Source organism: Nonomuraea thailandensis (genome assembly GCF_024172165.1).
Lineage (GTDB): Bacteria > Actinomycetota > Actinomycetes > Streptosporangiales > Streptosporangiaceae > Nonomuraea > Nonomuraea thailandensis.
Genome location: NZ_JAMZEB010000002.1, coordinates 10,351,428 through 10,365,692, shown reverse-complemented (window position 1 = coordinate 10,365,692; position 14,265 = coordinate 10,351,428). Strand labels below are relative to the sequence as shown.

The following is a 14,265-nucleotide window of genomic DNA, read 5'->3' as shown; positions in this document are numbered from 1 at the left end:
AGGCTAGTCGCGGATGGCGGGCATCGTCCCCGTGATGTCCTCTGACTCACGCGGCACCGGGTCGGGCAGGATCTCCCTGATCCGGTCCTGGATCTGCCGGGTGATCACGTCCTGTGGCAGCGTGCCGTCGACCACGACGTACCGCTCGGGGGCGGCCGCCGCCAGCGCGCGGAACTCCTTGCGCACCCGCTCGTGGAACTCCAGCGGCTCGGACTCGATCCGGTCGGCAGCCCCGCCCAGCCGGGTCAGCCCGACCTCGGGCGGCGTGTCGATGAGCACGGTCAGGTGCGGCACGAGCCCGCCCGTCGCCCAAGCGTTGATCTTGGAGACGTCCTTGGGGTCGAGGGCCCGGCCGGCGCCCTGGTAGGCCAGCGACGAGTCGACGTACCGGTCGGTGATCACCAGCGAGCCCCGGTAGAGCGCAGGCCTGATCACCTTCTCCACGTGCTCGGCCCGGTCGGCGGCGTACAGCAGGGCCTCGGAGCGCGCCGACAGCCCGCGCTCCGCCGCGTCGAGCAGGATGGCGCGCAACCTCATACCGATCTTGGTGGAGCCGGGCTCGCGGGTCTGCACCACGTCGAAGCCCTGGTCGCGCAGCCAGATGGCGATCAGCCGCGACTGGGTGGTCTTACCCGACCCCTCGCCGCCCTCGAACGCCACGAACAGGCCAGGCACGTGCTCGGCCGCCTCGGTGGGGAATTGCTCGCCGCGCACCGCCGCGATCAGGTCGGCCGCCAGAGAGATGCCCTTCCTGTCGTCCATGTGCCGCAGCGCCAGCACGCCGACGCCCACCGCGAGCGCCCCGCCGATCAGCAGCACCAGGTTGGTGCCGTCGAAGCGGTAGCTGAACTCGCCCAGCGCCAGCACGTGCAGCCCGAAGATCGCCGCCAGCGGGTTGGCCAGGGAGACCACGAGCAGCAGCGTCACCCGCGCCGTCGACTGCAGGAACGAGAACGTGCGGCCCCGGATCGCGTCGTCGACCTCCAGCCCGATCAGCGTGTAACCGATGATCCAGGCGATGCCCGCGCACGCCCCCAGCACCACGGTCAGCATGACCACGATCACCAGGTTGTGCACCAGCGCGATCGCGACCAGCACCAGCCCCGCCACGGTGATCGCCAGCCCGAACAGCCGCCGCCGCGACAGCTCGCGCAGCAGCCTGAGCCCGAAGAACATGCCCAGCGCCATGCCGACGAAGACCGCGCCGAAGACCACGCCGTAGGCCGCGTCGCCGCCGCCGAGCGCCTCCACGTAGACCTTGGCCACCCCGACCACGGCGCCGCCCGCGGCGAACGCCCCGAGCATGCCGATGACCAGGCCGCGCACCAGGCGGTCACGGCCCACGAACCGCCAGCCCTCGACGACCTGCTTGAGCACGGAGGGCGTGGAGATCGCGCCGTCGCGCTTGGGGATGTCACGCAGGGTGAAGATCAGGAAGGCCGACACGAGGTACGCGCAGGCGTTCACGATCAGGGCCAGCCCTGTCGCGTCGCGGCCCAGCGGGAACGGCACGATGCCGGCGATCAGGTCGCCCGCCACCGACAGCGCGGCGAAGAGCATGGCCGCGATGGGCGCGGTGCCGTACGTGACCAGCAGGTTGAGCTGGTTGGCCGACTCGAGCTGCGCCTTGGGCACCAGGTTGGGGACCGTGGCCTCCTTGGCCGGCACCCAGAACAGGTTCACGCACTCGACCAGGACGGTCGCGATGATGAGCCACTGGTAGCTGCCGACGAACGGGATCGACAGCACCACGGCGAACCTGGCCAGATCGGCGCAGAACATCGTCAGCCGCCGGTCGAACCGGTCGGCGAACACGCCCGCCAGCGGCCCCAGCAGCACGGCCGGCAACATCTTGGCCACGAACACGCCGCCGACGGCCAGCGACTGCACGCGGTAGTCACCCTGCGTGAGATTGCCCGCGAGGGCGGTCAGCGCCAGCAGGTTGAGCCAGTCGCCCAGGCTGCACACCGACATGGCCATCCAGAGCCGGCGGAACGGCGCGTTGGCCAGCACATGAGTCGGGCGGCTTCGGCCAAGGGCAGTCATGATTTCAGCGTATCCAGGTGTTGACCGGAAGTGGGCAGACAAGAGACGGGCGGGATATTCCCGGCTGCTCGTGGCTGAGGGTATTACGGGAACGGCCCCCAGCGCAGGTTACACACCTCGAATAGGCCCCCAAAAACATCATCAATTCATAACTCCGGACTCTTGCCGCGCCTCTTCCACCAATGGCCGCCACGCGCCCCTGATCTCGTCGGGCAGGACCAGCTCGTCCCAGAGATCGATGAGCAGCACGCCGTCGACGTGACCGAGCACCTCACCGGGCCCGCCCGCGCACAGCAACGCGGTGTAGGCCGCCCGGCGCTCGTCGCGGTCGGACAGGTCGTAGACGCGATCGCCGAGCCGCGCCTCACCCAGCGCCGCCGCCACCGGCAGCCGCCGCAGCCGGCTGGGCACATGGAACGCGCGCCCGTCGGCGCCCTCATGGGCCTCGCACTCGACCTTGGCCTCCAGCACCAGCCTGAACCCGGCCGCGTCGAGGATGCGGCCGGCGGTCTCCAGCGTCGGCGACTTCCTGCCGTGCTCGTAGGCCGACAACGTCGTGCGCGACGTGCCGCTCACGCTGGCGAGCGCCTTCTGGTTGAGGCTCGCGGCACGCCTTGCCTGCCTGAACAGCAGGCCGCCACGCCTGGCCCAGAGAGCGACCTCCTGCCCCAGCACCCGCTCCACAGGCGACGAGACCACAACCACCTCCGCAAAGTATCCGGGCGGATACTCTACGCCATCATGGCATCGCGTGACCACCGGATTACCGGAAGTCAGGCACGCAATTCCAGCATGGTGATCTCGGGCGGCGCCCCGACGCGCACCGGAGGCCCCCAGAATCCGGCGCCCCTGGTCACGTACACCTGTGTGCCGCCCACCGTGGCCAGCCCCGACACCACCGGCTGCTGCAACCCCACCACCAGGTTGAACGGCGCGATCTGCCCGCCGTGCGTGTGCCCGGACAACTGCAGGTCGACGCCGTGCCCGGCGGCCTGGTCCACCTGGATGGGCTGGTGTGCCAGCAGCACCGTCGAGCGACTGGTGTCGCGCCCGCCGAGCGCCTTGCCGAAGTCCGGGCCGTCGCCACTGGCGGCCCCGCCGACGTCGTTCACACCGGCCAGGTCGAGCACGGCGCCCTGGTGGGCGATCTCCACGCGCTCGTTCCGCAGAGAGCGTACGCCGAGCTCCTTCAGCTCCTCGATCCACTCGCCCGGGCCCTCGGCCGTGAAGTACTCGTGGTTACCGGTCACGAAATAGGCCCCGTAGCGGGACTCGAGACTCCGCAACGGCCGCGCCAGCGCTCCGAGCTGGGCCACCGACCCGTCCACGAGGTCGCCCACGATCGCCACCACGTCGGCCTCGAGCCCGTTGATCATCCGGACGATCCGCTCGGTGTGCCCGAGGCCCGTGAGCGGCCCCAGATGGATGTCACTCACCACGGCGAACCGCAGGCCGCTCAGCCGCGGGTCCAGCCTCGGCAGCGTGACGCTGACCCGTTCGATCACGGGGTCGCCCAGCGCGCTCGACATGCCGTACCCGACCGTGCCCAGCGCGCTCACCCCGGCGATGGCGGCGGTGGTCCGCCCGAGGAAGAGCCGTCTGCTCAGAGCGGGGCTCTCCGGGGAGGAGGGCGGCGCCGGGGGCGCCGCCTCGACGGGCGGCGCCGCACCCACCGGCACGGCGACCGGCTCGGGCTCGGGCTCGGGCGTCCGGTCACGCCGCTCGGCCCGGCGCAGGAACGCCGTCGCCACCGCCCGCGGCACCTCCAGCACCACGAGGATGATGACCAGGTAGAACATCAGGGCCAGCCAGATGTAGCCCGGCCAGGCCACCCAGCTCTCCAGCCCCATCCTCGTGCCCACGAAGGTCGTCACGAGCACCGCGAGCAGCGCGACCAGACTCCAGGTCAGCACCCTGCGCAGCCGCCCGGGGCGGGTCGTCCGACGCACCAGCCGATGCCACAGGTACCAGTGCGCCAGCAACACCAGGGCCACGAAGATCAGGACGAACACACCTCGATGCTACTTCCGGAAAACCCGGAAAAAGCGCATGCGCCCTGGTTCACAGCGTGATCAGGGACACCCTACGACTTCGTCGCCGGCTTCTTCGCCGGAGCCTTCTTCGCGGGCGCCTTCCTCGTGGTGCTCTTCGTGGCGGCCTTCTTGGGCGCGGGCGCCCGCTCACGCCGCTCGGCCAGCAGCTCCGCCGCCCGCTCGATCGTGATGTCCTCGACCGTGTCGCCCTTGCGCAATGACGCGTTCGTCTCGCCGTCGGTCACGTACGGCCCGAACCGCCCTTCCTTGACCACGACGGGCTTCTTGGAGTTGGGGTCGTCACCCAGCTCGCGCAGCGGCGCCGCGGCCGCGGCCCGGCCCCGCCCGCGCTGCTTGGGCTGCGCGAACAGCTCCTTGGCCTGCTCGATCGTGACCGTCAGCAGATCGTCCTCCGTGGCCAGCGACCGGGAGTCGGTGCCCTTCTTGAGGTACGGCCCGAACTTCCCGTTGTGGGCGACGACCTCCTCGCCCTCCAGCTCGCCCACCAGCCGCGGGATCGACAGTAGCCTCAGCGCGTCGTCCAGCGTGATCGTGTCCAGCGACATGGACTTGAACAGCGAGCTCGTCCGCGGCTTCGGCGCGTCGGCCTTCTTCGTCCGCCGCTTCGGAGCCTCCTCGTCGGCCGCGGGCTCCGGCAGGACCTCCGTCACGTAAGGCCCGTACCGCCCGTCCTTGGCCACGATCATGTGCCCGCTGACCGGGTCCTGCCCGAGCTGCCGGTCGCCGGTCGGCCGCGAGAACAGCTCCTCGGCCTTGTCCGCCGTCAGCTCGTCGGGCGTCATGTCCTCGGGCACGTTGACCCGCGCGCCGTCCCTGTCGAGGTACGGCCCGTACCGCCCGACCCGCAGCACGATGTCCGTGCCCTTCACCGGGAACGAGCTGATCTCCTTGGCGTCGATGTCACCCAGGTCGGTGACCATCTCCTTCAGGCCCTCGTCGCCGTCGGCCCCGTAGTAGAAGCGCTGCAGCTCCGGCACCCGCTCCGCCCGGTCGTTGGCGATGTCGTCGAGCACCTTCTCCATCTCGGCCGTGAAGTCGTAGTCGACCAGGTTCCCGAAATGTTGCTCCAGCAGGTTGACCACGGCGAACGCCAGGAACGACGGCACCAGCGCCGTGCCCTTCTTGAACACGTACCCGCGGTCGAGGATGGTCCCGATGATCGAGGCGTACGTCGACGGCCGCCCGATCTCCCGATCCTCCAGCTCCTTGACCAGCGACGCCTCGGTGTAACGCGCGGGCGGCTTGGTCGAGTGGCCGGCCACGTCGAGCCGCGTCACGCTGAGCGCGTCGCCCTCGGCCAGGTTCGGCAGCCGCTTCTCGGAGTCGTCGCGGTCGGTGGCGGGATCGTCGGCCCCCTCCACGTACGCCTTCAGGAACCCGTAGAACGTGATCGTCCGCCCGGACGCGCTGAACTCGACGTCCTCGCCGGCCGCCGACCTGCCGGCCACCTTCACCGTGATCGACTCGCCGACCGCGTCCTTCATCTGCGAGGACACGGTGCGCTGCCAGATCAGCTCGTACAGCCGGAACATGTCGCCCGACAGCCCGGTCTCGCCGGGCGTGCGGAACTCCTCGCCCGACGGCCTGATCGCCTCGTGCGCCTCCTGCGCGCTCTTCACCTTGCTGGCGTACACGCGGGGCTTGTCCGGCACGTACGAGGCGCCGTACAGCTTGATCGCCTGCGACCGCGCGGCCGCCACCGCCGTCTCCGACAGCGTGATGCTGTCGGTACGCATGTAGGTGATGAACCCGTTCTCGTAGAGCCGCTGCGCGACCTGCATCGTGTACTTGGCGGAGAACCCCAGCTTCCGGCTGGCCTCCTGCTGCAATGTGGTCGTCCGGAACGGCGCGTACGGCTTGCGCGTGTACGGCTTGCGCTCGACGGACTTGACCGCGAACGAGACTCCCTGCAGCCGCCCGGCCAGCTCACCCGCGGCGGCCTCCGACAGGTGCAGCACGTCGGCACCGCTCTTGAGCTGCCCCGTGCTGGCGAAGTCGCGCCCCTGCGCCACCCGCTTGCCGTCGACCACGGTCAGCGTGGCGGTGAAGTCGCGCGGGCGCTCCTCCGCCTTGTTCGTGTCGAACAGCGCCTGCAGGTCCCAGTAGTGGGCGGACGTGAACGCGATGCGCTCGCGCTCGCGCTCCACCACCAGTCGCGTCGCCACCGACTGCACCCGGCCCGCCGACAGCTTCGGCTTGACCTTCTTCCACAGGACGGGGCTGACCTCGTAGCCGTAGAGCCGGTCGAGGATGCGCCGCGTCTCCTGGGCGTCGACCAGGCGCAGGTTGAGGTCACGCGGGTTGGCCACGGCGTCCCTGATCGCCTGCGGGGTGATCTCGTGGAACACCATGCGGTGCACGGGCACCTTGGGCTTGAGCACCTCGCGCAGGTGCCAGGCGATGGCCTCGCCCTCGCGGTCCTCGTCAGTGGCCAGATAGAGCTCGTCGGCGTCCTTGAGCAGCTGCCGCAGCTTGGCGACCTGCGAGCGCTTGTCGTGGTTGACGACGTACAGCGGCTCGAACCCACTCTCGACGTTCACCCCGAGGCGGGCCCATGGGGCTCCCTTGAACTTCTCGGGGATGTCGTCGGCCCTCTCCGGCAGATCGCGGATGTGGCCGATGCTCGATTCGACGATGTAGCCGCGCCCGAGGTACCCGGCGATGGTCTTCGCCTTGGCCGGCGACTCGACGATCACCAGGCGTGTTCCGCCGGCGCTGCCGTTCTTGGCTGGCACGCTGCTTCCTACCTCGCTGTTCGCTTGCAAATCCCCCTGCCGGGAGTCGGCACAGACTGAAAGGTAACCCGACTCGCGGAAATTTCCTTCCCCCGGGCTACCCACTCGCTTCCGGGTCCACCCACAAGCACGCAGAATAAGGCCCATCGAGCGGCATGGCGCCCTGACTCACCCTGGAGACTAATCGTTGTGCTCGACTACTCCTACATGGATATCTTCATTCCACGTGATCTCACTCGCGAAGCAGCACGTCAACTGCTCACCGAACACGCAGAGTACGGGCAGTGGGAGCTCGCGCGCGTCCGCGTGCACGCCGACGGCAGCCGTCACGTACGGCTGCGCCGCAAGGTCATGCGCGTACGCAGCACCCTCTGAACCCGGACATGGCTTTGCCCGCCCCGGGCCGCGCCCCCGGAACGGGCAAAGCGTCTATGGCGGCCTACTCACAGGCTGTGAGCAGTAGCCGTACCGTGTTACGTATGCGCTGAATTACTTACTTACGGCCGAACCGGAACCGGCGAGCGGTGGCGAACATCGTCGCCGAGGCGGCGAGCATCGAGCCGAGCAGCAGCGCGAGCACCGAGCTCGCGTTCATGCCGGTCACGCCCGCGGGCTGCTCGGCGCTCATCAGGCCGACGTCCGGCACGGGCAGGCTGCGGGTGGCCGAGGCCACCGCGCCGCCGGCCGGGGTGGAGGCGACCAGCTGGGTGGCCGGCGCCAGCGGGGACGACGAGCGCGTGGAGCCGGCGCGGCCCTTGCCGTCGACCGGGGCGGACACCGCCGTCCGCTTCGGCTTCTCGGGGCTCACGGGCAGGCCGGGCAGCTCGGGGAGCGCCGGGAGGCCGAGCGTCCTGGAGGCGTCGGGGACGACCGGGAGCTGGCCGGTGACGTTCCCCACACCCTCGACCTGCTTGGTGACCTCGGCCACGTTGCCGTAGCCCTCCACCTGCTTGGTGACGGTGCTCACGCCCGGGACCTGCTTGGTCAGCTCTGTCGCGCTGCTGAGCCCCTGGACCTGGTGGGCGACGTCGGTCACCTTGCCGCCGACCTCCTGGGCGCCGCCCAGGACCGGCAGGGAGGGCGTGATGGGCAGCAGGCCGCCCTTGGCCGCCGCGACCTTGTTGTTGGCGCGGGCGAAGCGCTCGAACCCGTCGGGACGCTCGTTCCCGGGCCTGCCGACGTTCGAGCCGCCGAGGCAGCCGGCGGCGGCGTCGCCGAGGACGGCCGCGGCGTTGCCGCAGACGTTGATCGGCGCCGCGATCGGCGCGACCGCCTGGTTGCCGCTCAGCACCCCGCCCGCGCCCGAGGTGCGGTTGCCGCCCCCGCCGATGCCGTGGTGCGCCCAGACGCCCGCCCCGCCCCTGCAGCGGGCCTCGGACAGGCCGAGCACCGCGGCCGCGTTGCCGCAGACGTTGATCGGCGCCGCGATCGGCGCGACCGCCTGGTTGCCGCTCAGCACGCCACCGGCGCCCGAGGTGCGGTTGCCGCCCGCGTTCCTGCCGGACTTGCGCACGGTGGCGCCGCCCTTGCAGCCGGCGAACGCGTGGCCGAGCACCGCCGCGGCGTTGCCGCACACGTCGATCGGTGCGCTGACCGGGGCGACCGCCTGGTTGCCGCTCAGCACCCCGCCCGCGCCCGAGGTGCGGTTGCCGCCGGAGCCCGACTGCTCGACCTTCGAGCCGCCCTTGCACCCGGCGGAGGCGTTCCCCACGGCGTTGCCGCAGACGTCGACCGGCAGGCTGATCGGAGCGACCACCTGGTTGCCGCTGCCGGCCCCGAAGCGCCCGTCGGTGTCGTTGCCCGTCGAGCCGGCGGCCAGGTGCCGGGTCTGGTAGCGGTGGCCGGGACCGCCGTTGTTGGTGACGGTCGAGCCGCCGCGGCACCCGGAGAAGGCGCGCCCGACGACCGCGACGGAGTTGCCGCAGATGTTGATCGGCGCGGAGATGGGCGCGACGATCTGGTTGCCGCCGAGCACGCTGCCGTTGCCCGATGTGCGGTTGCCGCCGGCGCCCCGCCCGGTGTTGTTGACCGTCGCGCCGCCGGTGCAGCCGGCCGTCGCGTCACCGAAGATCGCCAGCGCGTTGCCGCAGGCGTTGATCGGGGCCGAGATGGGTGCGGAGATCTGGTTGCCGCCGAGCACGCTGCCGTTGCCCGACGTACGGTTGCCGCCCGCGCCGCCCCTGCCCTGGGTGCGGACCGTGGCCCCGCCCTTGCAGCCCGCGTCGGACTTGCCGATCAGGGAGACGGCGTTGCCGCAGGCGTTGACCGGGACGCTGATCGGCGCGTTCACCTGGTTGCCGCCGCCGACGGAGCCGTTGCCCGAGGTGTCGTTGGGGATGCCGGGACGGCTCTGGCCGATGACCTCGGCGCCGCCCTGGGAGGTGGCCTCCGACTTGCCGACGGCGGCGGCGGAGTTGCCGCTGATGTCGATCGGCACGGAGATCGGCAGGTCGACCTGGTTGCCGCCGCCGACGGAGCCGTTGCCCGAGGTGTCGGCCAGCGCGGTGCCGCCGGCGCCGAACGACATGACCGCCACGGCCAGCAGGGCCGCGGGGCTCGATGCCTTTGCCCACGTACGCATGAGAATGCTCCTAGTGGTTCTTGGGGGGATTACCTGAACGGGCTCGCGGGCAGCCCGAGGGCACGCGTCGAGCGCGTGCACAGCGGGTCTCGGGATGCGCGAACCGGTGGAACGTGAACTGACGTGTTCACCCGCGGGCGGAGGGGTTCATGCCGCACTCCGCCGCTCTACCGTGAGATTTCCGGACTTCCGGCGCCTTGACTCTCGGGCTCCGTGAGGCGTCGCCTTCAGCGACCGCTCTGAACCGTCGTCGCCCCGGCCGGCTGCTTGACTCGAGCCGGCGTCCGGGTGCGGGGATCAGTCAGGTGAGAAGGAGGGGTCGTCCGCCGCTGTGCGGACGACGGGGGGGAGCAGGCGTGCCAGGGGGGCACGGCCGGCCTGGAGCCGTGGGTCGAAACCGGACCTCACGGACTCCCCGGTCGCAGGGCCGAAGGGACCACTGCTGCCGCCGTTGGGCACCAGACCATCGGTGTCCAGGATCTTCCCGGCGGAGGAAGGTGCGGGCAGACCAGGGTCCCGCTGGCTGTTGAGACCGTCGACCGTACGCCCGGCCATGGCCTCGGCGTTGTCCGACGCCGAGACACGAACGGGAGCGGTGAGCCCGTGCTGCGCGGCCACACTGCCGGCCGCCAGGGTGGCGTCCGAGCTCTCGGCCGCCCCTGTCGCCGCGGTGGAGTCCGCGGCCGCCGGAGCGGCGGTGAGCATGCCGAACACGAGAGCAAGCAGCCACCCGGCGGCCACCAGGGCGCCAATCGCGACTACCCGCACGACGACCCGCCGGGCACCGGCCGCGAACCGCGCCATCCGGTCACCCAGCTCGGTGGTCGGGCCCGGAGCCGGGACAGCCTGGACAGTCACGCGCGGGCGGCGCGCAGCACGGGCCATCGCCCTCAGCTGCTGCACCGCCACGCGCGTCACATGCCCTCCCGAGCTCCAGAACCGGCCTCACGTCGTGAGGCCGGTCCGTGGACTCACCCCTCAACGGTCCGTAACCGTAGCAGTACTCAAGGTTGTCGCAAGGCATTTTCACCTGAGTCCCAGGAATTCGCCAACCGCCCGGCTGACATACCAACCACAACCCCCACATCCCCCCGCCCCGGCCCCCATAAGACCCCCATCCGAGACCCTGGACCGCCTCATGCGCAGGCGATGAGACATCTCTCTGGCGGCGTACGGATACTTGGTATGACGCACTCCTCAGAGTTTGCTAACCTTACTGAGCCGACGCGGGATGACGGTCTCGCGTGCAGGCACCAAGTCCGGGTGGCGGAATAGGCAGACGCGCTAGCTTGAGGTGCTAGTGCCCAGTGATGGGCATGGGGGTTCAAGTCCCCCCTCGGACACACACCGCACACATGTGGAGGCTCCGGTTCGATCCGGGCCTCCACATTCTGCTTTCCGGGGTAGTAGGAGGGCGCCAGGTCAAGCTGGGTGCGGACGACGGAAGCAGGCGGTTTCGTCCTTCCCGGCCACCACGAGGAACATGACCCATGATCGGGTCATGCGCACCTGTCCAGCTCGAAGGCGTTGGGCTTGTGCTCGTCGGGGTCGAGCTCGGGGAAGCGCAACTTGAAGAACTGCGCCCAGTACCCCTTGTTCATGAAGTTCTGGAGCTCCTCCGTGAGGATCTTGCAGTCTTCGACGTCCCCCAGCGGAAGCCCCAGGCCGTACCTCTCCTGGCCGCCGAAGGTGAGATCCGGAATGACGTGCAGCCGCTCGGGGGCCGTCTGCGCCATTCCGGCGAGGATGAGCTGGTCTGTCGATACCGCGTCGATCGTCTCCCCGTCCAGCAGGCGCTGAGCGCACGCGTTCAGGCCGGGCTCGTCGATGATGGTCATGTCGACGCCCGAACTCTTGAGTTGTTCGAGCGACGTGGTGCCCGTACCGGTGCACACGGTCTTCCCCTTCAGGTCGCTCACGGTTTTGATGCGCGAGTCACCTTCACGGACCATGATGCCCTGTCTCGTGATCATGTACGGGCCGACGAACGTGACGTTCTTGCGACGGCTGTCGGTCATGGAGTACGCGGCAGCGACAATGTGCACTCGGCGCTCCTCCGGCCCTCCCGCCAGCGCCGTCTCCCGCTCGGACAGAGTGACGTCCACGTAGTTCGGCTTGAAGCCGACCTGGCTCGCCAGCCAGTTCATCATCTCGATGTCGAATCCGGACCTGGAGTTGTCTCCGACGTCCAACTGCCCCCAGCCGGGCAGGTCCGTGGTCACGCCGACAGCGACGGTCCCGCCTCGTGCGAGCCGGCCGTTGTCCACAGGCGAGATGGCGGGACGGGCTGCGACGGCGGGGTCCGTTCCCGATCCCGCCGCACACGCTGAGAGGGCGCAGGCGTACGCGAAGCAGAGACCAGCGAGACACAGTCTGGAAAGTGTGAACATGTCGCCGCCTTTCCTGAGCAGACGGATTCAGTTGAAGAGAATCGCCTCGACGAGCTCGACGTCGACCACGCATTCCTGGTCCGGCTCGATGAGGGTCACGTCGACCTCGACCCGACCGGTGGCCTCACCTATGTCCAGGCGGAGTTCTTCCGAGGCGCGTATCGTCGGTATGTCATCGATCGGGGCCTTGCCCTTACGGTAGAAGTCGGGGGATACGTAGAAATGCGCCGGGACGACGCAGTCGCCGACCGGCGAATGATTCGTGAGCGCGAAACGTAACGCGAGGTAGCGGCGCTCGGGCGGGTTCCCCGGGATTTTTACCGATATCGTGGCGTTGGCCTTGGTGTTCGGCCAGGCCCGAGGCTCGATCTGGTCGATGATGTCAGTGTCGGGCCGATGGACGACGCCCCACCAGAAAGTGGCGACGCCCATTCCTAGAGCAATCGCAAGAGTGGCGATGAGTAGCTTTTTGGTCCAAGGAGGCCATTTTGTGGCCGATCCTGCCGCGCTCGAGTCCCGTCCGGTCTTGGCGTAGGTGAGGATGGTGAAGATCGCGCTCACGACGCCGGCGGGCAGGGATATGACCGTGGAGATCTCCGCGCCCTTGGCCCCGAGCGAGAACAGCAGGGTGAGGCCAGAACCCGCCAGGATGCAGAGCGGACCCACCCAGAGCCAGGGCATTAGTGCGTTGCGTCGCGCCATCGACGTTCCCGATCTATGTCGTCCAGATCTGCTCGTTGGCCCTCGCTCGATCCGCTCGGTCCGGGTGACATCATCGACAACGCACATGTTGCCGGACGGAGTTCCCCAGATAACCCGCATATGAGAAAAAAGTGATTCGGCGGACGCAGTCACATTTGTGCTCGGATTAGACGTTACCTATCCTGCGCGAAGGTCGTCCTAGGGAGAGGTGACTCTACCCGTCTGGGGTTTCGAGGCCCTCTCGTCCCGTTGTTGCGACTCCGCGCCTCTTCCACGTGCAGGTTCGCCGGGAAACGATTCGTGAAGTTGTTTATCGTAAAGGCGTCACGGAGGGTCAGCGGCGGGCGGGGTGGGGCGTGGGCTGGCGCGAGGAGATCGTCACTGCGTTGGACGAGTGGATCGCCGTGGAGGGAGGGGCAGGAGGCAAGCCGCGCTGGCGGCGGCTCGGCCGCGCCATCCGTACCGGCGACGGGTTGTATGTCGTGGACGTCCGAGGCGCGGAGTTGAGCCCTGATCGGTTTGACGGGCTGCGGCTGGCGGGCGCGGAGCCGGACAGCCTCGACGAGGGTTTCGCGGTGATGGACGTCTCACAGAGCGAATCCACCCTCACCGTACGGGTGGCCGAGTTCGCCGACCCTGCCGATTCTCATCTGTGGTCTCTGCTGCGGCACCTCGGCGAGCTGGAGGTGGCGCTTGCGGGGTTCGACGTCGCCGGGTGTGCCCGGGACCAGGTCTTTCTGCGAGCTCCCCAGCACCACGCCAAGGGCTCATCGACCAGGTACGTGCTGTGGTCCACACCGTCGTGGCCGTGAACCACATGCATCAGAAGATCGCGGTCATCGACGAGCGAACCGTCATGCTCGGCAGTCAGAACATCCTCTCCCAGAGCAGAACCCGCGAGGTCATGCTGACCGTGCACGGCGCTCACTTCGCCAGGAAGCTTCTCGAGCATGAGCACGCCGCCGACTTCGCCTCCCCCGCCGTGCGGCAGGTGCGGCCCGCAATGCCTGGCAGCAGCCCGTCACCTTCGGGGCTCGCAGACGACCGTCCCGTGGGTCCCGACGGTAACCTTCGTCGCCCATGCCCCATGGAAGGGAAGGCGCTACTTGAAGCAGTCCTGCTTCTTGAGGTAGATCGCCACACCCAGGACCTTCGTCTTGGAGATGTGGAAGACGTAGGTCGCCTTCCGGTTACCGGGCACGCCGGCGATGGGCCCGTCCGCGTCGAGCCTGAAATCGGGATAGGCCCGACGGAGCTGCGCCACGGTCGAGCCTCTGCCGATGCCCTGAGGGGTGCGTACGCTGCCCGGCGCCGCGATCGCGACGACACCGTGCTTCTTCGAGATGAAGACGCCCGCCCGGTTGTCGCCGTAGCGCTGCTCCTTCAGGTCCCACGTGGTGCAGGTCGGCAGGGAGCCGCGGACGGACTTGCGCACGAGCTTCCCGGTCGCCCTGGCCTGGGCGGCGGTCATGCCGAGTTTCACCGAGCCGTAGCCCGTGGGGCCTAAGAGGGGCTTGCGTTCGGCGAGGGCAGGAGTGCCGGTGGCGAGCATGATTCCGCCGGCGAGCACGGCGGCCAGGGCCGGACGACCGAGGCGCAGAGTGTGATTTTTCATGATCGCAGACCATACAGTTCTTGACCGGAGCATGTCGGCGAATCACACCTGAAGATGGGCGGCGCACGCCGAAAGGCCGACGGCTGCGCCCTGGCCTGGGCCCGACCGTCTGACCTTCGGCACCGTCAGCGAAGGTCAGGCG

The 14,265-nt window shown here is 69.2% G+C and carries 11 protein-coding genes, 1 tRNA gene and 1 pseudogene; 4 read left to right on the top strand and 9 right to left on the bottom strand.

All coding sequences use genetic code 11. From position 1 onward, the window contains the following. Positions 1-3 precede the first annotated feature (3 nt). From tmk to topA, 4 genes are all read right to left on the bottom strand, one after another. On the bottom strand, positions 4-2,046 hold the full coding sequence (gene tmk / locus HD597_RS52125; protein ID WP_253755084.1) for a dTMP kinase: 2,043 nt from the start codon (positions 2,044-2,046) through the stop codon (positions 4-6). A 141-nt stretch (positions 2,047-2,187) separates the two neighbouring features. Beyond that, entirely contained in the window at positions 2,188-2,751 is a 564-nt protein-coding gene (locus HD597_RS52120; RefSeq protein ID WP_253755082.1) for a helix-turn-helix transcriptional regulator, read from the bottom strand. Positions 2,752-2,819: 68 nt separating this feature from the next. Further along, entirely contained in the window at positions 2,820-4,058 is a 1,239-nt protein-coding gene (locus HD597_RS52115; RefSeq protein WP_253755080.1) for a metallophosphoesterase, read from the bottom strand. A 71-nt stretch (positions 4,059-4,129) separates the two neighbouring features. Further along, positions 4,130-6,835: a type I DNA topoisomerase gene (topA, locus tag HD597_RS52110; protein ID WP_253755078.1), complete on the bottom strand. Its 2,706-nt coding sequence runs from the start codon at positions 6,833-6,835 to the stop codon at positions 4,130-4,132. Between the two features lie 189 nt (positions 6,836-7,024). Between topA and HD597_RS52105 the strand changes: the two genes are divergently transcribed. Next, positions 7,025-7,210 carry a DUF5703 family protein gene (locus HD597_RS52105; protein ID WP_253755076.1) on the top strand — a complete coding sequence of 62 codons (186 nt, stop codon included), beginning with the start codon at positions 7,025-7,027 and terminating at the stop codon, positions 7,208-7,210. A gap of 118 nt (positions 7,211-7,328) precedes the next feature. On the opposite strand, the gene HD597_RS52100 is transcribed toward HD597_RS52105, so the two are convergent. Both HD597_RS52100 and HD597_RS52095 read right to left on the bottom strand, forming a co-directional pair. Next, positions 7,329-9,416 (bottom strand): chaplin family protein, encoded by a 2,088-nt coding sequence (locus tag HD597_RS52100; RefSeq protein WP_253755074.1) that lies wholly within the window; start codon positions 9,414-9,416, stop codon positions 7,329-7,331. Positions 9,417-9,713: 297 nt separating this feature from the next. After that, positions 9,714-10,274: a hypothetical protein gene (locus tag HD597_RS52095; RefSeq protein ID WP_253755072.1), complete on the bottom strand. Its 561-nt coding sequence runs from the start codon at positions 10,272-10,274 to the stop codon at positions 9,714-9,716. A gap of 399 nt (positions 10,275-10,673) precedes the next feature. Here HD597_RS52095 and HD597_RS52090 point away from each other — a divergent pair. After that, positions 10,674-10,759: transfer RNA gene (locus HD597_RS52090), tRNA-Leu, on the top strand. Between the two features lie 156 nt (positions 10,760-10,915). Here HD597_RS52090 and HD597_RS52085 read toward each other — a convergent pair. Together HD597_RS52085 and HD597_RS52080 are read right to left on the bottom strand one after the other, a co-directional pair. After that, on the bottom strand, positions 10,916-11,638 hold the full coding sequence (locus HD597_RS52085) for a transporter substrate-binding domain-containing protein (RefSeq protein WP_253755070.1): 723 nt from the start codon (positions 11,636-11,638) through the stop codon (positions 10,916-10,918). A gap of 195 nt (positions 11,639-11,833) precedes the next feature. Continuing rightward, positions 11,834-12,508: a hypothetical protein gene (locus tag HD597_RS52080; protein WP_253755068.1), complete on the bottom strand. Its 675-nt coding sequence runs from the start codon at positions 12,506-12,508 to the stop codon at positions 11,834-11,836. 386 nt (positions 12,509-12,894) lie between these two features. Here HD597_RS52080 and HD597_RS52075 point away from each other — a divergent pair, with 386 nt between their 5' ends. Together HD597_RS52075 and HD597_RS67125 are read left to right on the top strand one after the other, a co-directional pair. After that, positions 12,895-13,320, top strand: a complete 426-nt coding sequence (locus HD597_RS52075) for a hypothetical protein (protein ID WP_253755066.1) — start codon at positions 12,895-12,897, stop codon at positions 13,318-13,320. Between the two features lie 5 nt (positions 13,321-13,325). Then, positions 13,326-13,397, top strand: a pseudogene (locus HD597_RS67125) (hypothetical protein); the annotation flags it as partial. A 213-nt stretch (positions 13,398-13,610) separates the two neighbouring features. On the opposite strand, the gene HD597_RS52070 reads toward HD597_RS67125, so the two are convergent. Continuing rightward, positions 13,611-14,123, bottom strand: coding sequence for a hypothetical protein (locus tag HD597_RS52070; RefSeq protein ID WP_253755064.1), 513 nt, complete (start codon positions 14,121-14,123; stop codon positions 13,611-13,613). Positions 14,124-14,265 lie beyond the last annotated feature (142 nt).